The organism is Roseivivax marinus (genome assembly GCF_900109705.1).
Taxonomy (GTDB): Bacteria; Pseudomonadota; Alphaproteobacteria; order Rhodobacterales; family Rhodobacteraceae; genus Roseivivax; species Roseivivax marinus.
This window is the reverse complement of the sequence record NZ_FOAI01000015.1, coordinates 43,528-64,713: the sequence shown is the minus strand read 5'-3', so window position 1 is coordinate 64,713 and position 21,186 is coordinate 43,528. Positions and strand designations below refer to the sequence as shown.

17 protein-coding genes are annotated in these 21,186 nt (G+C 68.6%); 6 read left to right on the top strand and 11 right to left on the bottom strand.

Going from position 1 to position 21,186, the window contains the following annotated elements:
• Window positions 1–240: 240 nt before the first annotated feature.
• The 11 genes from BMX29_RS16075 to BMX29_RS16030 all read right to left on the bottom strand — a co-directional run bounded on the left by BMX29_RS16075 (window position 241) and on the right by BMX29_RS16030 (window position 14,829).
• Window positions 241–606 (bottom strand): hypothetical protein, encoded by a 366-nt coding sequence (locus BMX29_RS16075; RefSeq protein WP_092814817.1) that lies wholly within the window; start codon window positions 604–606, stop codon window positions 241–243.
• Window positions 607–726: 120 nt separating this feature from the next.
• The gene (locus BMX29_RS19330; protein ID WP_092814814.1) at window positions 727–2,493 is read right to left on the bottom strand and encodes a hypothetical protein; all 1,767 of its coding nucleotides are present in this window, start codon (window positions 2,491–2,493) and stop codon (window positions 727–729) included.
• Window positions 2,494–2,509: 16 nt separating this feature from the next.
• Window positions 2,510–4,630 (bottom strand): dynamin family protein, encoded by a 2,121-nt coding sequence (locus tag BMX29_RS16065; protein ID WP_175471217.1) that lies wholly within the window; start codon window positions 4,628–4,630, stop codon window positions 2,510–2,512.
• 4 nt (window positions 4,631–4,634) lie between these two features.
• The gene (locus tag BMX29_RS19325; RefSeq protein WP_175471216.1) at window positions 4,635–5,687 is read right to left on the bottom strand and encodes a P-loop NTPase family protein; all 1,053 of its coding nucleotides are present in this window, start codon (window positions 5,685–5,687) and stop codon (window positions 4,635–4,637) included.
• A complete protein-coding gene (locus BMX29_RS16060) occupies window positions 5,684–7,654 on the bottom strand; it encodes a dynamin family protein (protein WP_092814809.1) in 1,971 nt (656 codons plus the stop codon). Before BMX29_RS16060 ends, BMX29_RS19325 begins: the two co-directional genes overlap by 4 nt.
• 137 nt (window positions 7,655–7,791) lie before the next feature.
• Window positions 7,792–8,148: a hypothetical protein gene (locus BMX29_RS16055; protein WP_043842338.1), complete on the bottom strand. Its 357-nt coding sequence runs from the start codon at window positions 8,146–8,148 to the stop codon at window positions 7,792–7,794.
• A gap of 489 nt (window positions 8,149–8,637) precedes the next feature.
• Window positions 8,638–10,386 (bottom strand): fused MFS/spermidine synthase, encoded by a 1,749-nt coding sequence (locus BMX29_RS16050; RefSeq protein WP_244889265.1) that lies wholly within the window; start codon window positions 10,384–10,386, stop codon window positions 8,638–8,640.
• Complete coding sequence (locus BMX29_RS16045) at window positions 10,296–11,579, bottom strand: TRAP transporter large permease (protein WP_043842340.1); 1,284 nt, start codon at window positions 11,577–11,579, stop codon at window positions 10,296–10,298. The genes BMX29_RS16050 and BMX29_RS16045 overlap by 91 nt, the downstream gene beginning before the upstream one ends.
• On the bottom strand, window positions 11,576–12,067 hold the full coding sequence (locus tag BMX29_RS16040) for a TRAP transporter small permease (protein WP_043842341.1): 492 nt from the start codon (window positions 12,065–12,067) through the stop codon (window positions 11,576–11,578). The genes BMX29_RS16045 and BMX29_RS16040 overlap by 4 nt, the downstream gene beginning before the upstream one ends.
• A gap of 78 nt (window positions 12,068–12,145) precedes the next feature.
• The gene (locus tag BMX29_RS16035) at window positions 12,146–13,150 is read right to left on the bottom strand and encodes a TRAP transporter substrate-binding protein (RefSeq protein WP_092814807.1); all 1,005 of its coding nucleotides are present in this window, start codon (window positions 13,148–13,150) and stop codon (window positions 12,146–12,148) included.
• A 47-nt stretch (window positions 13,151–13,197) separates the two neighbouring features.
• Window positions 13,198–14,829: an amidohydrolase family protein gene (locus BMX29_RS16030; protein ID WP_217644397.1), complete on the bottom strand. Its 1,632-nt coding sequence runs from the start codon at window positions 14,827–14,829 to the stop codon at window positions 13,198–13,200.
• A 248-nt stretch (window positions 14,830–15,077) separates the two neighbouring features.
• On the opposite strand from BMX29_RS16030, the gene BMX29_RS16025 reads away from it, so the two are divergent.
• From BMX29_RS16025 to BMX29_RS16000, 6 genes are read left to right on the top strand one after another with little or no spacing between them, the layout of a single operon-like run.
• Entirely contained in the window at window positions 15,078–17,936 is a 2,859-nt protein-coding gene (locus tag BMX29_RS16025; RefSeq protein WP_092814804.1) for a monovalent cation/H+ antiporter subunit A, read from the top strand.
• Window position 17,937: 1 nt separating this feature from the next.
• Window positions 17,938–18,300, top strand: coding sequence for a Na+/H+ antiporter subunit C (locus BMX29_RS16020; protein WP_092814801.1), 363 nt, complete (start codon window positions 17,938–17,940; stop codon window positions 18,298–18,300).
• Window positions 18,297–19,970: a monovalent cation/H+ antiporter subunit D gene (locus BMX29_RS16015; RefSeq protein WP_092814798.1), complete on the top strand. Its 1,674-nt coding sequence runs from the start codon at window positions 18,297–18,299 to the stop codon at window positions 19,968–19,970. Before BMX29_RS16020 ends, BMX29_RS16015 begins: the two co-directional genes overlap by 4 nt.
• A 1-nt stretch (window position 19,971) precedes the next feature.
• On the top strand, window positions 19,972–20,472 hold the full coding sequence (locus BMX29_RS16010) for a Na+/H+ antiporter subunit E (protein WP_092814795.1): 501 nt from the start codon (window positions 19,972–19,974) through the stop codon (window positions 20,470–20,472).
• Window positions 20,469–20,744, top strand: coding sequence for a K+/H+ antiporter subunit F (locus BMX29_RS16005; RefSeq protein ID WP_043842349.1), 276 nt, complete (start codon window positions 20,469–20,471; stop codon window positions 20,742–20,744). The genes BMX29_RS16010 and BMX29_RS16005 overlap by 4 nt, the downstream gene beginning before the upstream one ends.
• Window positions 20,741–21,148, top strand: coding sequence for a Na+/H+ antiporter subunit G (locus tag BMX29_RS16000; protein WP_092814792.1), 408 nt, complete (start codon window positions 20,741–20,743; stop codon window positions 21,146–21,148). Before BMX29_RS16005 ends, BMX29_RS16000 begins: the two co-directional genes overlap by 4 nt.
• The last annotated feature ends 38 nt before the right edge of the window (window positions 21,149–21,186 follow it).

The window sequence follows — 21,186 nt, the reverse complement described above, 5'->3', positions numbered from 1 at the left end:
GGTGACGCGCCGGTGCGGCATACGGCGCGGGAAAGGATCGTCATGGACTTACGGACGGCTTGCCGGCATCCTCGGGCGAGCGCTACGCCGGACTTGGCGATCGGGTAAGGCGGGCGCCATCGTGTCTTGAAGGTCCGTGGCGCGTTCCGGCACCTGAGCCGATCCGCTTCAACGTTGAGGCTGGAAGAACCTTGCGGCCAAGGCGTTCGCCGCCGATGCATTCGGACCCCGGAGGCGGGGTCAGGCCTCCGGATCGTCCGTTCCGCCTGCGCGGTCCGGGCGGTGGGACCCGACCGGGCGCGTGGCCGAGGCGACAGGATCGTTGACGCGGGACGGAGATCCGACCGACAGGCTCGCCTCGAGGATCTTCATGCCGTCGGGCTTCTTCACCCGGTAGCGCAGAACGCGCATGAGCGTCGGGTAATGCTTCCAGTTCCACGAGGAATACTCCCCGCCGGAGGCGCAGGCGATGTAGCGGCGGGTGAAGCCGAAGCCGTCCTCGCTCACCACCTCGACGATGGTACCGGGGCGCACGGGGCAGCCTTTGCCATCGTGCAGGATCCACGCGCCCCATTCGTCTCGTGCGTTCGCCCCTGACCCGCTCATCCGCGTTCCGTCCTGAATGGTCCCGGCGGGCCGGGGCGCGCGGCGTGCGTGCCCGGGGATGCCCGCCCCGTTGATGGTATGCCGCCGCCGGGGCTCAGCAAGTGCCGCGCGGGCCGCCGGTCAGGAGGCCTCGGCGATGGCCTCGTCGAAGCGGCGCATGGTGGCCCGCGCGAGACCCTCGGACATGGCGCCCGCATCGGCCAGGACACACAGAGTGTGCGGGCCGGATCGTTCGAGCATCAGCCGTTTGCCCGACACGACGACGGAGACGGCGGCAAGCTCGCCCTCCGCGCCGTCGAAGCGGTACGCCTCGGCCACGCGTGCGAAAAGGTCGGTGCCCTGTCGATCGAGGCCCTGGCAGAGGTCCGGATCGCCGGCCAGCGCCGCCGTGCCCTCGGGTCCGCGGAGGCAGGCCGCCTCGACCGAACGGATGTCACCGGCCAGCGCGCGCAGGGCATCGACCAGCGGGCCGGTCGCCGGGCTCTTAGGAGCGGCGTCGGCCTCAGCGTTCGGCGAGGCCGCGCTTGAGCCAGGCTTCTTCCCGGTAGCAGGTTTCGCGCTGGCGGCCGAACTGTCCTTCGTCTTGGTCGCCTCGGCGGAGAGGGCGGCATTGCCGGTGCCTTCCGCTTCCCCGGTCAACGGGCCAGTGGCCGCGTCGTTACCAGTCGAAGGGGCATCGGAACCCTTCGACGCGGCGGCTGAACCATCCCGGTCTCGATCCGATCTGGCTTTGCCCTCGGCGGAGGCATCCCCATCCGTTTTTCGGCCGGACGCCGCTGCGGAAACGTTCGCTGTCACCGCTTTCACGGCAGTGGCGCCCGTGGCTGAGGGGACCGCATCCGCCGCCGAACCCGCCGTGTCGCCCGGCTGGCTCTCCACGGCGCCTCCTGCGCCGGGCAGGGTCCCGGACGCCACGCGCCTGGTGCGCGACGCGTCTGCCGTGCCTGCCGCCGGGACCCTTTCTGGCGCGATGGCTTCGCCCTCGTCCGCGGGGGCCGCCGAGACGGCGGTCTTTCCTTCCGCCGCGTTGCGGTTCGCAGGGCCGTCGGAGGCCTTCGCAGGACGGTCGGAGCCATGACGCCGCAGCGTGTCGAGGTTCACGATCTCGGCGCCGGAGGCCGGCTGCGCGGCGGCGTCGTCCTCGACCGGGGGTGTCCCGAGCGTGCCGCCGATGCGGCGCAGGACGTCGAAGATGGCCTTCGCTCCGGTGGTGCTCCAGGCTGCGTCGCTGTCGTGGGACATATCGAGGTTCCGTCCCGATCCGTTCAGAAGGTGGCAGGCATCGAAGTAGTCGCCGGTCTCGCGGACGAGGCGGTCCATCAGCTTGTCCCGGTCTTTCGCGCGGCGCAGCTTGTCGGCGCGCGACACGGTCAGCAGGGCGTGCGCGGGCCGATCCTCGCCCAGCACGTCGAGGATGGTCTTCTCGGTAAAGCGCCAGGCCTGAGAGCCGATGGTCACCCAGATCATCGCGTCGGCGGCGCGCAGCACGGCGCGGTCGTCTTCGCTCAGATCCTCGGCGGTGGTCAGCGGCAGCTCGACCAGCTCGATTCCGGCGAGATGCGGGCTGTCGGACCAGATGAGCAGATGATCGACGGCATCGAGGTCGGGCGCATCCGTGGCGTTGCCCTCGCTCAGCTCGACGATGCGCCCGTCGCGCTGGACCAGCGCAGTGCCGGGGCTGCCGCGGTGGCGCACCACCGTGCGAAGCGCCGCGACCGCGGGGGCTGCGCCATCGCAGGCGCCCAGCGGTTTCGGCAGGCGCCGACGGGCCAGCGCGTCGAGCACGGTGGACTTGCCGGAGCGGACCTCGCCGCAGACGACGACGGTCATGTGGGTCTTGGGGGACGCGGCGGGAGCCGGCGTCAGGTCGGCCGTCTGGCTTGGCATGATCGGTCTTCGGTCCTCAGGCTGCCTTGGAGAGGTCCGCGCGCGCGAGCGAACCGTCGAGCGCGGAGAGATCGAGAAGGCGGCGCTCCAGCACCTCCATCTGGCTTTGCAGGCGCATCACCATGCGGCGCTGGATCTCGGGGTCCCCGGCGATCTGCTGCAGCTCGGCCTTGTCCTTCTTGAGCCGGTGCGTGCGCTCGGCGAGGCTGGCCTCGATCATCCGCAGCATCACGCGGATGCGGCCATTGCCGGCGGTGGCGCGTTCGGTGATCGCCTCGTTGAAGGCGGTGAGGATCTTCTCGACCGGGGGGCGCATCTCCTCGCCCGCGAGCGTCTTGAGCGCGGCGATCGACTTCTCGACATTGAGCGCGGGCCGCCGCCAGAAGGCCCACCCGCGATCGGCGATCATCTCGACCCGCAGCGACTTCTTGGCGAGCGTCAGGGTGGAGTTGAACTGCTCATAGGGCAGGTCCTGAAGGCGGATGTTCTCGGTCGGGTCCTCGAACCGGTCGGCGATGGTCTGCCGGCAGGAGTGGATGCAGTTGTCCAGGATCACGTCGGCGGCGGCGCGGCACTTGTCGTAGCTCCCGACCACCTCGGTCTCGATCTCGGCCTGGAGCGGTGCGATGTCGATCTCCAGCGCGCGGGCCGGGCCCTTGGCGATCTCGGAGCGGAACAGCCGTTCCTCGAAGACCGGGCGCTGGTCGCCGACGAAGCTGTCGATCCGCGACATCAGCCGGCCCTCGAGCCCGGACCAAGCCTTGCCAAGCACCTTGTCCATCTGGGTGTCGGCGGTCTCGACGATCTTCTCGAGCCGGGCGAGGATCTGGCGGATCGCCTCGATCTCGGTCTCCAGTTCTCCCACGGCCTGCTCGGCCACGTCCTTGCCGATGCTCTCGACCTGCATCTGCAGCGAGTCGCGCTCGCGGCGGATGACGAACTGGGTGCCGTTGATCTCGGCGCGGATGTCCTCGGCGATCTGGGCAAGCTGATTGCAGCCGACGCCGTTGTCGATCACCGACGACAACACGGCCTTGGCGTCGTCCATGCCGGAGGCGAGGTAGAGCCGGTCAAGCCGGTTCTCGGGCACACGGCCATAGGTGGCGCGGAGATACTCGGCCAGCTCGGGGGTGTCGGCGGCCGCGCGCTCGGCCTCGGCGTCGGGGTCGTCGCTCAGCGTCAGGTCGGCGAGGTAGGCGCTGCCCGCTCGGATGTTGAAGGTGATGCCCGGGATCGCGCGGGACAGACGGCGCGAGACGTCCTCGACCACCCGCGGCACCGAATGCGCGAAATCCTCGAGCTCGTCGATGCGGTTCACGAAGATGACGACGTCCTTGGAGTCCTGCCGCGCGAGGATGCGGATCAGCGCGATGTCCACGTCGGTCAGCGGCTGGTGCGCCGAGAGGACGACGACGAACACGTCGGACTTGTCGAGGCTGCGGCAGGTGAACTCGTCGCGCACGAGGAACGGGTCGTTCACGCCCGGCGTGTCGGTGACGATGGTCGGCACCTGGAACTCGGGGTTCCGCATGTAGGTGTTGGCGACCTTGGTGAGCGCGGCGTAGCGTCCGAGCGATTGCCGGTCGAGGCCCGCGTCCGAGCCGGGGCCGGCGCAGACGTAGCGCTGCAGCAGGTCCGCCGTGAGGAAGTCGTAATCGTGTGCGCTGCCCAGAAGCGCGTGGTAGTGGCGCCCGAGACGGGCCTGCGCGCGGTCGCGCATTTCCTCGCTCTGGCGCTTGAGCACCTCGGTGTCGAAGCCCGGCAGCAACTGCTCGGTCAGCTTGCGGATGCGCGAGCCGCCGTCGATGATCTCGGCCCAGTCGCTTTCGTCGAAGAACTCGAACCGCGCGCCCAAGGCCGGATCGGAGGGCAGGTTGATCCGCATGTTGGTCACGACCGACGTCCACGGGTTCACGTCCGAAGGCAGGAAGTCGTGCATGTTGAGAAAGGCGTTGAGGAAGGTGGACTTGCCAGCCTTCACCTGCCCGATGACCGCGACGCGGGCGGCCCAGGCGTCGAGCCGTTCGCGGATCTCGCGGAAGTTGGCGCGGGTCTTGCGGTCCACCGCGCCGTCGAGCGCGTCGAGGGTCTCGCGCAGGAAATCTAGCTCCTGCCGCTGCCGGGGGGCGATCTTCATGGGGCTATTCCTCTTCACGTGCGGCGGTGACGGGACGCGGCTCGGTGGCGGTCGGTTCGGGACGCGCGGTGGCGCCGGGAAGGCGCTCGCCGGTCTCGAGGCTGTCGATGAGACGCTCGACGCAGGCGAGCACGGCAGTGGCATCCGTCCTGTCGATGTCCTCGATCATCGCGGACCAGAGCGCGCGCAGATCGGCGGGCCGGTCGCCCGACGGGGCCAGCGGCAGCCGCACCACGTTCGACCGGCCGGGGCGCATGGGGCGGGTCGGACGCGCAGTCTCCGCCGGAGCAACGCGACGCGGCGGAGCGACAGGCGCGGCCTCGGACCCGTGGGGCCGGGCGACGGGCTGCGCGGCAAGCTCCGCGGTCAGTTTGTCCGCGCGGCCGGGCAGGGCGTCGAGGCCCTCGGCAAGGCGGCCAAGGTGGTCGCCGATGCGTGCGAGGTCCTCGGGCTCGATCAGCGAGGCCAGCAGGATGTGCGCGAAGAACGGTCCGGCCTCGCGCTGCACCCGGCGCAGAACGCGGTCGGCGGCGCGGCGATCGGGCAGGCGGTCGGCGTGGGTCACCAGCAGCGTGGCATTGGCGCGCAGGGCCTCGGGCATGTCCTGCCACACGGCCTTTTCGCTCTGACGCCAGGCCTGGGTGGCGTTGGTGCACCAGACAACTGCGTCGGCCAACGGCAGCATCCGCTCCCAGCTTTCGGCGGTCATGTTCGGGTCCGAACTGCCCGGCGTGTCGATCAGGTCGAGCCGCGCCAGGCAGTCGGCGTGGTGCGACAGCACGCAATGGTGCGTGGCGGCGACGTCGATGCCATCGAGCGCCTCGATGGCGCGCGCCTCTCCGGAGAGGTCCACCGCCATCCGCGCGCTGCCGCCGCCCACCAGCCAGACCGGGGGCAGGTGCGTCGCGGTGACGTTGGAGGGCAGAACGGCGCCGCCGAGAAGGCCGTTGATCAGCCGCGTCTTGCCGGCGCTGAACTCGCCGGCGATGAGCAGGCGTGGCCGGCGCGCGCTTCGCGTTGCCGCGGGCGGGCGGGTGCTGCGACGGGCGGTGCTCATGCGCTCAACCTCGGCAGGACGCCGGCGCCCTTGGCGCGGGGCTCGGCCGCGCCGGGTTCCAGCACGCATTCGAGGATGGCCTCTGCGAACTTGCCCTGCTCTGCGAGGAACACCTCGACGATGTCACGGGTGCGGGCCGCGGCGGGATCGAAGAAGTCGGTGACCAGCTCCTCGACCAGCGGCGTGGTCTCGGCGAGGATGAGCTCGCGGTAGCGCGCCTCTGCGGCTTTCTTGGCGCCGAACTTCCAGAACCGACGCCACCACGGCGCCTCGAGGTCCAGCGTCAGCGTGCGCGCCAGGACCGTGGGCGCCTTGTGCTGGGGCTGTTCGGGGAACTCGATCGAGCGGGTCTCGCGCATGACGCCCAGATCCGATTGCAGCACGTCGTGCATCCCGTCGAGCACGTTGTCGAAGGCGGCCTCGCCTTCGCGGCGGAGGCGCGCGCAGGCCGAGGCGAAGGCGGTCTTCATCATCATCCGCAGGTTCGCGGGATCGTGCGTCCAGGCATCCACAGCGCCGAAGGTCCTGACGTGCGCGCCGAGCGCGTCAAGCGCGGAGGCCACGAACGTCTCCTGCGCGCGGCCGAGCCGCTCGCGCAGCGCGTCGCGGATGCCCGAGACGTTCTCGTCGAAGGCTTCGAGCGTCTCGCCGCGAACCTCGTCGATGCGCGCGGCCAGTTCGGCCATGCCGATCCCGGGCCTTGCGGCGGAGCCACCCGTGCCGCCGGCCACCGACTCGACCGCCTCGGTCATCTCGATGATCGCGTCGATTTCCTTCTGGGTGTCGGCGATGAACGCCTCGCCCGGGCCCTCCACGATGCGGCGCGCGATGGCGCGGTGCAGTGCCGCAACGCCCGAGGATTCGAGGGCGCGGGCGCGCAGCTCTTGCAGGTCTTCGGTGTCGCCGCCGTGCAGGCTGGCCAGCGCGGCGCGGCTCGCCGTCATCATGGCGCCGACGTCGCCGAGGGCGCAATTCGCCCAGTAGCCGCTGCCGAAGAGAATCTCGATGCCGTCACCAAGGCCCAGACGGGACAGCGTGCGCTCGATGGAGGCGCGGATGCGTCCGGTCTCGGCCTCGGGGTCGGGCAACTCGTCGATGCGGTTGACGAAGATCAGCACCTCGCGCGCCTCGACGCTGCAGATGATCCGCAGAAGCGCCACGTCCATCGTCGACAGGGCCTGGTGGGCCGACAGCACCACGACGCAGACGCGGCTTTCGCTGATCGCGTTCAGCGTGATCTGCTCGCGCATCATGAAGGTGTCGTTGACGCCGGGCGTGTCGCGCAGGCACAGGCCCTTGGGATAGCCCGGCAGGTCGAGATAGAGGTCGGCGGATTTCGTTAGGTCGGCGTAGACGCCTTCCGTCGCCCCCTCTTCGAGCTCGTCGGGATCGCCGTAGCAGATGTAGCGGTCGATCAGGTCCTTGTCGATTTCCGGGAAGGCATGGCTCGACCCGAGGAGCGAGGCGAACTCGTCGCCCAGCCGGTCCTCGGTTGTCTGCCGCATCTCGGTGACCTGGGTCCGGACGCTTTCGGCCTCGGCCTCGAAGCCCGAGCGGGCGGCCATCTCGCCGAGCCGCCCGCCGGTGGCGACCAGCCGGTCCCATTCGTGCGCGTCGAAGAAGCGGAACAGCGCACGGGTGTCGCGCGGCCGGTGGCGGGAATTCAGGTGAAGCCCGGTGATGACCGAGGTCCACGGATTGACGTCCGACGGCAGCAGGTCGGTTTCGCCGATCAATGCGTTCAGCAGCGTGCTCTTGCCGGCCTTGACCTGGCCGATGATGCTGACCGAGGGCTCGAAGGCGCGGATCGCCTCGAGCGTGCGGTCCAGCGGGTCTTCGGCGAAGGCCAGCGCGCAGTCTGCCATCTCTTCGACGGCATGCTCTAGCTCGTCGAGCCTCTGCCAGAAGTCGTTGAGATCGCGGAAACCTTCGCGGTGGCGTTTGCGGATCGAGCTCGTGTCGGACATGGGGAAATGTGCCTGGGTGTCGTGTCGCGTGGCTGGACCGTCCGGACGGGATGGTCGCGCCGGGGCGGGGCGGCTTTGGCCGCCGGGTGCGCGGCCTCGCGGAGGGCCCGCGAGGTGCGCCCGTCGTCGTGGCGGGATCAGATCTTGAGGGTGCCTTCGACGCTCTTGACCTTGATGCGCGCCATGCCGAGGTTCGAGTTCGCGCGCTCGAGCGCAACATAGACGAACACGCTGGGATTGTTGGCGAGCGGACGGATCAGGTGCAGCTGGCTGCCGAGGGTGATGAGGATGTCCTCGATCGCGTCGTCGAGGCCGAGGGCCTTCATCGCGGCATTCTTGGCGCGGACGACTTCGGTGTTGGCGGCACCGGCGGCCTCGAGGTCGAACTTGTGGGCGCTGGTTTCGCTGGCGAGCATCAGGCCGGACTCGCTGTCCACGAGGCAGGCGCCGATGAAACCCTGGATGTTCTTCAGCTCGGAGATGTTGGTCGACATGGTTAACGCATCCTGTTGCGGTTGAGGTGCGTTCCTTCTCGGGGAGCCATTTGTTTACTTATGGTTTTGAATCCGTCCGGATTGTGGGGAAATTGGGGCGGGGTTGATCGGAAATGAGACGCACAACCCGCGGTTTATGGCGGGATATTCAGCGATTGATAACGCTCGATTATTTCGTGCACGACATAAAGTCGCGAGTGCGCTCTTGCAAAATAGTTAACGTATTCAATTTTCGCAAGCCCGCATTATCTATTTGAAGTTAAAGGCCGGATCGCACCCGGAACGTGCAGCCTCCGGGGCGAGGCGCAACTCCGAGGTGCAATTTTCGACAGGTTCGATTCGGATTGTGGCACGGGGGCTGCCTGACTCGCCGGTAGAGCCAAACGGATCGCGAAAAATGGCGCGCGGCCTGCGGGGGAATTGACGCCATCGCCCGATTTCCGACGATCTTCCCGGCGCAGCCGGTTCAGTCATGCAGTCCGGAGTGTCCTACCGGTGGCCGACCCACCCGCGATCATCGGTGAATGCCCGCGCGGGCGAAATCGTGACGGGCGCGTAACCCTCCGGCGCGGAGGCGAGCTCCGCCAGGGGCTCGGGCGACGCGGCGAGGATGACATTGGCGCGTCCGCGCACGCTGAGCGGACCTTGCAGCGCCCGGACGTGGGGATACACCTCGGTCAGGATCGCGTGGACACCGCGCGCCAGGGGGCCGTCGGGCCTGTCGATCAGGTTCACGTAGACCGGGCCGTCGACGATCTCGCGCAGGCGTTCGTAGGTTTCGACGGTCACGAGGTGCGCCGGAACCGTGTCGGACGAAAACGCGTCCATCACGGCCGCGTCGAAGCTATGCTCCGTTTCGTTGAGGAAGACGCGACCGTCGGCGTGGACCATCCCGAGCCTTCCGTCGGTTGCGGCCTCGCCGCCGTCGGCGTCGTAGCCTTCGGCTTCGATCATCGACGCGGCGCGGGGCAGGTGGTCGCGCACCACTTCCGTCACCAGCGGGTCGATCTCGACCGCGATGGCCCGGGCCTCGGGTCGGTCGGCGAGAAGGCGGGTGGGCAGGGTGTAGCCGCCACCACCCACGAACAGGACCGACGGGGCGGGCCCGAGATCGCGGTCCATCCAAGCCCAGAGCACTTCTGCATAGGACAGCGCGAGCTCGGAGTCGTCCCCGAGAGGCGCGCCGTCCGGGCCGACCCGCTCCGCCGCCTGGATGGTACGGTCCGAGAACAGGCGTTTCTCGGCGCCGGACTGTTCCACGTGCAGGCAGGACAGACCGGATTCGTAGCGGCACGCCGGGGCGCTGACCACGCCCGCCAGGAGGACGAAGGCGGTGGCCCCGACCACCGCGCCCGAGCGAAGGTTGGCGGCAGCGTCCGGGGCCGTCCCGCTCTCGGGCCGCACGCGCACGAAGGGCAGGCACAGCAGCGCCGTCGCGCCGCACACGGCGAAGGTCGCGGTCGATCCGATGAGGGGCAGCGCCACGAACCCCGACAGGATCGAGCCCATGATCGCGCCCGCCGATCCGGCGGCCAGCACGAGGCCCAGCGACGATCCCTCGTGGCCGGGGCGCGCCTCGACCGCCAGCTTGGCGAGGAAGGGCGACGGGATGGTGACGCACACCGAGGCGGGGAAGAAGGCCAGCACCACGCTGACCAGCATCCCGCCGGTGCCCCGCGCGCCGAGGGCGTGGATCGCCCCGAGAAGCGTGGGCGACAGGGCCATGAGTACCGCCGTCGCCACGAGCGCGCGGCGGACATGGGCCGCTGCGGCGGACCGCTCCTGTTCCGCGACGAGGCCGCCGAGCGCGCTGCCCAGCGAGAAGCCGGCGAGCACGGTCGCGATGACCGCCGTCCAGGTGAGCAGCGAGGTCCCGAAGAACGGAGCGAGGACGCGGCCCGCGGCGATCTCGTAGGTCAGGCCAACGGCGGACAGAACGAGCGTCAGGGCGATGGTGGTCGCGAAGCGGATGGCAGCCTCCTCGGCCCCCGGGATGGGGGCGGGCCTATGGCAGGGTGGCAGAGTTCTGGCCGATGCTGACGCGGGATGGAAGGCGAAGGCCCGTTTCGTGCGGGCGCGCGGCGGCTCACGTTTGCGCGACGATGTGGCCGGGTGCCCGGCCGGGACGGTGCCCCGGCCGCGGCGGCTCAGCGGATGAGCGAGGGCAGCGCCAGTGTCACCGCCGGCACGTAGGTCACCAGAAGCAGCACCACGAGCATGATGGCGAGCATCGGCCACAGGGTCCGGACGAGCTTCTCGATCGGCACGCCCGACACCGCCGAGCCCACGAACAGCGAGTAGCCGAAGGGCGGGGTGGCCATGCCGATGGCAAGGTTGATGACCACGATGGCGCCGAGGTGGATCGGGTCGAGGCCGATGCTCTGTCCGATGGAGGTCAGGATCGCGCCGAGGATGATCATGGCGGCCACGTTGTCCATCACCGCCCCGATGAACAGCAGGGCGAGGTTCAGCAGCAGCAGGATCACCACCGGGTTGTCCGACACCGACAGGATGCCCGAGGCGATGGTGCCGGGGATCTGCTCGATCGCGATGAGCCAGCCGAAGGCCGAGGCGACCGCGATGATGAAGCACACGATGGTGGCCGTGCGCATGGACTTGACCATGATCGGGCCGAGGTCGCGGAACTTGATCTCGCGGTGGATCCCGACGCCCACGATCAGCGCGTAGGCGACGCCGATGGCCGAGGCCTCGGTGGGGGTGAAGACGCCGCCGTAGATGCCGCCGAGGATCACCAGCGGCGCGGCGAGCGACCACTTGCCCTCCCATACCGCGCGGCCGAGTTCGGACGCGGTGCTCCGGCGGGCGTCGGTGTTGATGCCCTCGCGCCGGGCGACGGTCCAGCACCAGATCATCAGGCCGACGGCGATCAAGAGGCCGGGGATGATCCCCGCGAGGAAGAGCTGGCTGATCGATTCCTCCGCGATCACGCCCCAGATGATCATCGGGATCGACGGCGGGATCATCTGCCCGATGGGACCGGATGCCGTGGCGAGCGAGGTCGAGAAGTCGCGGCGCCAGCCGCGTTTTTCCATCTCGGGGATCATGATGCCGCCGATGGCCGCTGTGGTCGCGGGCGCCGAGCCCGAGATCGCGGCGAAGAAGGTCGCCGACACCACGGTGACCATGCCGAGCCCGCCGGTGATGTGCTGCACCAGCGCCTGGCCGACCTTGACCAGGCGCCGCGACAGGCCGCCGGCCATCATCAGCTCGCCCGCCAGCACGAAGCCGGGGATCGCCAGCAGCGAGAAAACCTGCGTGCCCGCCAGAACCCGCTGGGCCAGCACGACGAAGGGGAAGTCGGCGACGTAGAGACCCACGGCCGCCGAAAGGCCGATGGCGAAGGCGACCGGCACGCCGGTCACGAGGCCGCCGAAGAAGACCGACAGGATGATCCAGGCCGTTGCGCTCATGCCGGGGCCTCGTCGGTTCTATCCGCGACGGGGATGAAGACGCGGACGAAGGCGTGCAGCGCGCCGATGACGCCCGAGACCGGCACGGCGAGGTGCAGGCACTCGATCGGCAGGCGCATGGCCGCCGTCACCTGCCCCAGAGTACGGTCGACGTAGCTGACGCCGGACCACGCGAAGAGGATACAGAAGCCCAGGATGCCGACGGCGATGACCCGCAGCCAGACGCGACGGGCGGGATCGGGCAGGGCACCGAGCGCCGCGTCGAGGCGAACGTGGTCGTCGTCGCGGATCGCGATCGTGGCGGTCAGCAGGACGACCCATGCGAAGAGGATGATCGCCAGTTCCTCGGTCCACGAGAAAGCCGATCCCAGGACGTAGCGCGAGAACACCTGGAGCACGAGCGCGCTCAGCATGATCGTGGCCAGGATCGCCACGACCCAGGCGGTCGCGCGCGCGATGGCGGCGGATATGGCGTCGAGAGCCTTCATCGGTCGACCTCCCCCTTCGGTCGGTGATCGGGCGGGCCGTGCGCCGGCCCGCCCGTGTCTAGCGTCAGGTGGCAGAGATCACTCGGAGCCGGACTGGCCGAGTGCCATGTCCACGAGGTCCGAGCCGATGTCGTCGCGGAACGAGTCGTAGACCGGCTTGACCTTCTCGCGGAACGCCTCGGGGTCCTCGATCTCGTTGATCGTCATGCCGGCTTCCTCGAGGTGTGCGAGCACCGCGTCGGCGTTCTCCTGCACCGTCTGGCGCTGGGTCTCGATCGCGGCGTCCACGGCTTCGGTGACGGTGGTGCGCTGCTCGTCCGAAAGGCCCGAGAGGAACCGCTCGGAGGCGAGGATGTCGAGTGCCGAGTAGGTGTGCTGGGTAAGCGACAGGTACTCGACCACGTCGGCGTACTTGTTGGACGCGATCACGGCGAGCGGGATCTCGAGGCCGTCGATGGTGCCCTGCTGCGCGGCGGTGAACGTCTCGCCCCAGGCCATCGGCACGGCGTTGCCGCCGAGCGACTGGAACATGTCGATGAAGACCGGATTCTGCATCACCCGGAACTTGACGCCCTCGACGTCGTCCGGCTGCTGGATCGGGCGGGCGTTGTTGATCATGTTGCGGAAGCCACCCTCGGCGAAGCCCAGCCCGACGATGCCGGACCCTTCAAGCCGCGACATCAGCTCGTCGCCCAGTTCTCCGTCCAGCGCCTCGTGCGCGGCTTCCTCGTCGGGGAAGAGGAACGGCATGTCGAGGATCTGGAACGCGGGTTCGACGTTGCCCACCGGCGCGTTGGTGATGATGCCCAGATCGAGCGTGCCGAACTGCAGCGCCTCGATCATCTGCTTCTCGTCGCCGAGCTGGTTGTTGGGAAAGAATTCCACGTCGAACACGCCCGGCGCGCGCTCTTCGAGCTCGGCCTGAATCTGGCGTGCGGCGATGGCGTAGGGGTCCGCCTCGCCGTCCGAGGTCGTCCAGCCGATCCGCATGGTCACGTCCTGCGCGGCGGCCCCGGTCACGGTGCCCGCAAGGGCGCCAGCGGCGAGCAGGGCGGCGGCGGATGTCTTCGCGATGATGTTCATGGGGTCTCCTCCCGTCATGAATGGTGGTGAAGTTGTCCCGGGCCCGGTCAGGCCACGGGGTCGAAGCCGTAAAGCCGGGCCGGGTTGTCCACGAGGATGCGGCGGCGCGTCTCCTCGTCCGGCACCCAGTCGGCGAGCATGTCCAGCAGCGCGCCATCATTGGGCATCGGCACGTTCACGTAGGGGTGGGGCCAGTCCGTCGCCCAGAGCACGCGGTCGGGGTTGGCCTCCACGATGGCGCGGGCGAGAGGCGCCACGTCCTTGTAGGGCGTCTCGGTCTCGGACGTGATCCGGTAGCTGCCCGAAAGCTTCACCCAGCTGCGCCCGTCGCGCAGCAGCGCGAGCATGTCGCGAAAGCCCGGATGATCCACGCCGCGCGAGGTCGGCATGTGGCCGATATGGTCGATCACCGTGTCCACGGGCAGCGAGCCCAACGTGTCGCGCAGGTCGGCGAACTCCGACACGTCGATCAGGAGCTGCATGTGCCAGTCGAGCGGCGCGATCTTGTCGGCGAGCTTGCGCACGTCGGACACCTCGATGCCCGACCGGAAGATCAGGTTCACCCGGACGCCGCGCGCACCGGCGGCGTGCATCCGTTCGAGCTCGGCCTCGGTCACCTCCTCGTCCACCACCACCACGGCGCGGTAGCGGTCGCCGCCCGCGCGCACGGCGTCGAGCGTGGCGCGGTTGTCGGTGCCATAGACGCTGGGCTGCACGATCACGCCGCGGTCGATGCCCAACGTGTCGAGCATCTTGCGGTACTGCGCGAGCGGCGCGTCGGGCGGCGTGTAGGTGCGCCCGTGCACGTAAGGATAGGTCTCGGCCGGGCCGAAGACGTGCGCGTGGCAGTCGCAGCTGCCCGGGGGCGGCGTGAAGCGCGCGGGCCGCGGCGCCGGGTCGGCCGCGGCGCAGCGCGGAATCTCGGTCTCTGTCATGTCTCCGATCACCGTCATCCTGCTTTCATCCCATCCCTGCAGCCCGCGCAGACCCAGGCGGTCGGCGGCGCGCAACAGGTGTCGCCACGCCGCGCGGCGGGCCTTGTCCGGATCGCCTGCCGCGATGGCGGCGCGGATCGTCTCGTATTCGGCAACCAGCTCGGCGCCCTGGCCGGCCTGCGGCACCCGCACCGTCTGGAGCCGGTCGGCGAAGCGGCCCTCGAGGTAGCGGATCAGGTCGTTCATGTGCGGATTGCGCGCCGCCGCGGCGACGGCGGACCAGAACGCGCGCTGGGCCGCTTCGGGCTGGCCGTCCTGCCGCTCCACCGCTGCCGACAGCGCGGCCACGGCGTCACCGAGACGGCGCAGGTCGGATTTCGAGCGCCGTCGCGCGGCCATGCCGGCCACCGCCACCTCGATCTCGAGCCGCATCTCGAGGATGTAGCGCAGCCCCGTCATCAGGTCCGGGCCCGTGCTCTGGATGCGGAACTTCGAGCCGTGCGGGTCTTCGGCCACGAAGGCACCGACGCCCTGCCGGGTGACCACGAGCCCGTCGTCCTTGAGCCGCGAGATCGCCTCGCGCACGGCGCTGCGGCCGACGTCGAACTCGGCCTGAAGCCGCGCCTCGCTGGGCAGCCGTGCGCCCGGGGCGAGGTCGCCCGCCGCGATCTGGTCGCGGATCTGCTGCGCGATCTCCTCGGGGAGGGATTTCGGCCGCGAAAGCTTGTGAAAGGTCATCGACATGAAGCGACTCCGGCGAATTGAGCTGAGACAAACAGATTATCAGTTGTCTGACAAGTGACGGTTTGTTGCCGAAAGCCTCGCGTCAGGATTTGCTTTCCGTAGCCTGTCCCCGCGTCACCTGACCCGAATGTTATCGCGAAACCGCGATGCGAAGGGCGAAACCGAACCGAAAATCGGGCCCTAGGACTTGAGGCTAGGGGGAAACTTCCGCATCAAGGGTCAGTGATCCAGCCACGGTGGGAGCGACCTTGTCCCTGATCCTCGTCGTCTTGATGCCCTTCCTGGGGGCGCTGTTGCCGCCGATCCTCGTTCAGGCCGGTCGCCGGACCTGCGCGCTGGGTACCCTGTCCGTCACCGTGCTGGCCCTCGTCGGGCTGGTCTCGAACTTCCCCGCGCTTCTGTCGGGCGAGACCGTTACCGCGCGGATCGACTGGCTGCCCGAGCTGGGATTGAACGTCACCTTCTTCCTCGATCCGCTGGGCGCGTTCTTCGCCAGCCTGATCCTCGGGATCGGCTGCCTCATCATCGTCTACGGGCGCTACTACCTGTCGCGCAACGACGACATGGGCGAGTTCTTCACCTACCTGCTGCTCTTCCAGGGCGCGATGGTGGGCATCGTCCTGTCCGACAACATCCTGCTTCTGCTGATCTTCTGGGAGCTGACATCGCTGTCGTCCTTCCTGCTGATCGGCTACTGGAAGCATCTCAAGGAAGGCCGGCAGGGCGCGCGGATGGCGCTGACCGTGACCGGCATGGGCGGCCTCGCGCTGATCGGCGGGATGCTGATCCTCGGCAACATCGCGGGCAGCTACGACCTCACCGAGATCCTGCAGAACCGCGAGGCGATCCAGTCCTCGGACCTTTACCTGCCGGCGCTGATCCTGATCCTGATCGGCTGCTTCACCAAGTCGGCGCAGTTCCCATTCCACTTCTGGCTGCCGCACGCCATGGCCGCGCCGACGCCGGTCTCGGCGTACCTGCATTCGGCGACAATGGTGAAGGCGGGGATCTTCCTGATGGCGCGGCTCTGGCCGGTGCTGTCGGGGTCCGAGGCGTGGTTCTGGCTGGTCACCGGGGCAGGGCTCATCACCGTCGTGCTCGGCGCGGTCATCGCGTTCTTCAAGCATGACCTGAAGGCGCTGCTGGCGTTTTCCACCGTCTCGCATCTCGGCCTCATCACCATGCTTCTGGGCACGGGGACGGCCTTCGGCGCGATGACGGCGATCTTCCACATCCTCAACCACGCGACGTTCAAGGCGGCGCTGTTCATGTCGGCGGGGATCGTCGATCACGAAGCGCACACCCGTGACATCCGCAAACTCGGCGGCCTGCGCCACCTGATGCCGGTGACGGCGACCATCGCCACGGTCGCGGCGCTGTCGATGGCAGGGATCCCGCTCTTCAACGGCTTCGTGTCCAAGGAGATGTGGCTCGAGGAGGCGCTTCATACCGAGCTTTTCGGTCCGCACTGGCTGGTGCCGGCGCTGGCCACCTTCGGCGCGCTGTTCTCGGCCGCCTATTCGTTCCGCTTCATCTTCCACACCTTCTTCGGCAAGACGCGCGACGATTACCCCAGCCATCCGCACGACCCCAATTTCGGCATGTGGCTGCCGCCCGCGTTCCTGGCGACGCTGGTGGTCATCATCGGCTGCGCGCCGTTCCTCGCCGAGCCGCTGGTCAAGTTCGTCACCGCCGCCGTGCTCGGGACGACCGCCGAGGTGCCGTCCTATCACCTCGCGATCTGGCACGGGTTGAAGCCGCCGCTCTACCTGTCGGGCGTGGCCGTCGCGGGCGGCATCCTGCTGCTGCTCCTGCACCGGTTCCTGCAGAAGGGCTGGGATGTCACCCCGCGCCCCGAGGCCAAGACGATCTTCGACGGCATCGTCGGCGGGGCGGTCTGGGTGGCCCGGCGGGTCACCTGCGGTCTGCATGACGGCTCGTTCACGCGCTTCGCAGCCATCCTCGTCGTGTTCGTGGTGGCGGCGGGCGCCTATGCCTTCGTCACGGGCGAGGCCGGAATGGGCAGCCGCGTCGTCTATCCGCCGACGGCGGTCGCCGTCGCGACCTGGGCGATGCTGGTCGCCGCGACGGGCTTCCTCGTGTTCAAGCACCGCAACCGCCTGGCCGCGCTGATCCTGATCGCGATCGTCGGCCTGATCGTGTCGGTGGGCTTTGCCTACTTTTCGGCGCCCGACCTTGCCATGACGCAGATCTCGGTCGAGGTGGTGACGGTCGTCCTCATGTTGCTGGCGCTGAACTTCCTGCCGCAGGAGACCCCGGTCGAAAGCGGCGCGGGTCGCCGCCTGCGCGACGGCCTCATCGCCGTGGCGGGCGGCGTCGGCGCGGGGATGCTGGCCTTCTACATGCTGGTGCGCGACTTCGTCGAAAGCCCGATCTCGGAGTATCACCTCGCGAACTCCTACAAGGGCGGGGGCGGCACCAACGTCGTCAACGTGATCCTCGTGGACTTCCGGGGGTTCGACACCTTCGGCGAGATCATCGTGCTTGGCATCGCGGCGCTGGTCATCTTCGCGCTGACCGAGGCGCTGATGGGCGGGCCGGTGCGGGCGCGCCTGCTGAACCGGGAGCCGCAGACACGGCTGGCGGGCGACCGGCATCCGCTGATGATGGTGGTGCTGACCCGCGTGATCATGCCGGTGCTGCTGCTGATCGGCATCTACATCTTCCTGCGCGGGCACAACCTGCCGGGCGGCGGCTTCATCGCGGGCCTGGTCGTCGCGGTCGCCATCGTGCAGCAATACATGGCGTCGGGTTTCGCCTGGGCCTCGGATCGTCAGCGCTATCCCTACCACGGGATCGTCGGCGCTGGCGTGCTGATCGCGGGCCTCACCGGCATCGGCGCGTGGTTCACCGGGCACGAGTTCCTGACCTCGTCCTTCACCTACATCAAGCTGCCGCTGCTCGAGGAGTTCGAGGTCGCCTCGGCCATGGGCTTCGACCTCGGTGTGTTCCTCGCTGTGCTGGGCGCCGTGCTGCTGTCGCTCGAGAGCTTCAGCCGCATGGCCCGACGGGCCCACGACACGGACAACGAGCACGCCATGGACATCGACCCCTCGCGGGGCACCACGAACGAAGGAGGCGCCTGACATGGAGCTTCTGGTCGCATCCGGCATCGGCGTGCTGACCGCGGCGGGGATCTACCTCGTGCTGCGGTTGCGCACCTTCCCGGTCATCATCGGCACCGCCATGCTGACCTATGCCGTCAACGTGTTCCTCTTCGCGTCGGGCCGCCTGACCGTCTCGGCGCCGCCGATCCTGATGGACGAGGCGACGCGCTACACCGATCCGCTGCCGCAGGCGCTGGTTCTGACCGCGATCGTGATCTCGTTCGGGATGACGGCGGTGGTCGTGGTCATCGCGCTCGGCGCCTATCTCGGCTCGGACGACGACCACGTGGACGAGCAGGGCGGCGCGCTTGACGCCGTGCGCAAGCTGGAGAAGGCGGAATGAGCCACTGGACCGTTGCTCCCGTCGTGCTGCCGGCGATGCTGGCCGCGTTCATCCTGCTGGCGACGCGGTTCCACGCGCCCATGCAGCGGGTCTTTTCCGTCGCGGGCACCGTGGCGCTGATCGCCATAGCCGTGGGCCTCTTCGTGCAGGCTTCCGGCGGGGACGTCTCGATCTACCAGCTGGGCGACTGGCAGGCGCCTTTCGGCATCGTGCTGGTGGCCGACCGCCTGTCGACGATGATGGTGCTGCTGACCGCGGTGCTGGCATTCTTCGTGCTGCTGCATGCGATCGGCACCGGCTGGGATACGCGCGGGCGGCACTTCCATGCCCTGTTCCAGTTCCAGCTCATGGGCATCATGGGCGCGTTCCTGACCGGCGACGTGTTCAACCTGTTCGTGTTCTTCGAGGTGCTGCTGATCGCGAGCTACGGCCTGATGATCCACTCGGGCGGAACGCAGCGGACCCATGCGGGCACGCAATACGTTCTCTACAACCTGCTCGGCTCGACGCTCTTCCTGTTCGCGCTCGGCCTGATCTATGCCGAGACCGGCACCCTCAACATGGCGGATCTGGCGCAGCGGGTGCAGGCGATCGTCCCGTCGCAGTCGTCGGGCATCCGCACCGCCGCGGTGCTTCTGGTGATCGTTTTCGCGATCAAGGCGGGCATCGCGCCGGTGCACTTCTGGCTGCCGGCGTCCTATGCCAACGCGCCGGGGCCGGTGGCCGCGCTCTTCGCGATCATGACCAAGGTCGGCGCCTATGCGATCATCCGCATCTACACGCTGGTGTTCGGCCCCGACCTCGGGGTCGCGCAGGGCCTGCTGGACACCTGGCTGATGCCGCTGGCGCTGATCGGCCTCGCCGTGGGGATGATCGGCGTGCTGGGCGCGGTGCGGCTCGACCGCATGGTGGCCTTCGCCGTGATCGGCTCCATGGGAATGCTGACCGTAGCCATGTCGCTGTTCACCGAGACCGGCATCGCGGCGGCGCTCTACTACGTGGTTCACTCGACCCTGGCGACGGCGGCCCTGTTCCTGATCGTCGACCTGGTGGCCGAGCATCGTGGCCGCACCGGTGCCGAACTGCGCCGCGCCAGACCGATCCCGGGCGCCAACATCCTTGCCGCGTTCTTCTTCGCCTCGGCCATCGCGATGACCGGCCTGCCGCCGCTGTCGGGCTTCCTCGGCAAGCTGCTGATCCTCGACGCCGCCTTCGACAGCCCGCAGGTGGTCTGGGCCTGGGCGGTGATCCTGTCGACTTCGCTGGTCGCCGTGGTGGGCTTCAGCCGCGCGGGCTCGACCGTGTTCTGGAAGGCCCGCGAGGCCGCCGAGGACCTCGAGGACGACCCCGGCACCGAGATGGACAACGTCGACAGCAAACCCGAGGCCCATCCCGAGCGGCAGCCTGTCCTGCCGCTGGTCGCCATCGGCGGACTGATCGCGCTGATCGTGGCGCACACGGTCCTTGCGGGCCCGATCAACCGGTTCATGGCGGCGACCTCGGCACAGCTGTTCGCACCCGAGCCGTACATCACCACCGTGCTCGAGACCGAGGGCAAGAAGATCTCGTATGACGGAGGGCACGGTTCCGACGATCACGGCACCGAGGCCGCCGGTGAGCACGGTTCGGAGATGACACCCGGGGCCGAAGAAGAAGCAGGGGGGCACTGACATGAACCGCGCCGCGCGAGCCGTCTTTCCCCATCCTCTGCTGACCATTCTGCTGGCCATCACGTGGTGCCTTGTTGCCAACAGCATCGCGCTCGGCAGCATCGTGATGGGCGTGATCCTCGGTATCCTGATCCCGCTCACCACGCGCGCCTACTGGCCCGACGCGCCGCGCGGCCTGCGCCTGTTCAAGCTGGCACGTTACGTTGTGCTGGTGATCTGGGACATCCTCGCGGCCAACGTCGCCGTGGCGTGGCTCGTCGTCACGCGCTCCAACACCGCCATGCATCCGAAATGGGTCGTGATCCCTCTCGAACTGCGCCGGCCGGAGGCGATCACCATGCTCGCGGGGACCATCACCCTGACGCCCGGCACGGTGTCGGCCGACCTGTCGGACGAGGGGCACTGCCTGCTGGTCCATGCGCTCGACGCCGAAAGCGCAGAGGAGGTCCGTGACGAGATCAAGGACCGCTACGAACGCCGACTGAAGGAGATCTTCGAATGAGCTTCGTCGACTATGCCATCTACGGGGCCTTCGGCGCGGTGTCGCTGGCGCAGCTGCTCGCGATGGTGCGCCTGATCCTCGGCCCGCACACCGCCGACCGCATCCTCGCGCTGGACACCATGACCGTGAACGCGATCGGCCTGATCGTCATGCTCGGCATTTCGCAAGGCACGCAGATCTACTTCGAGGCCGCGCTGATCGTTGCCATGCTCGGCTTCGTGTCGACCGTGGCCTATTGCCGGTTCGTGCTGCGGGGGGACATCATCGAATGACGCCCGAAACCGTGACCCTCATCCTCGATATCGCCATCACGATAAGCCTCGTGGTCGGCGCCGTGTTCACGCTGGTAGGCTCGTTCGGCCTCCTGAAGCTCGACGACGCCATGAAGCGCCTGCACGCGCCCACCAAGGCCAGTACGCTTGGCGTGGGCGCGCTGCTGCTGGCGTCGATCCTCGGTGCGTTCGCCCGGGACGAGCCGTCGCTGCAGGAGGCGCTGATCATGGCGTTCCTGTTCGTGACAGCACCGATCTCGGCGCAGTTCATCTGCAAGGTGAACCTGCACCGCCGCAGCTGCATGACCCCGCCGGAGCCGAGCAGCGACAGCACGTGGGCGACCCTCGACACCGCCGACGCCGGGGATGCTCCGGCGCAGCACCTGACCCCGGAAAAGGGCTGAACCGGAGCACGCGCGACAGCCCGGCACCAACACGAACG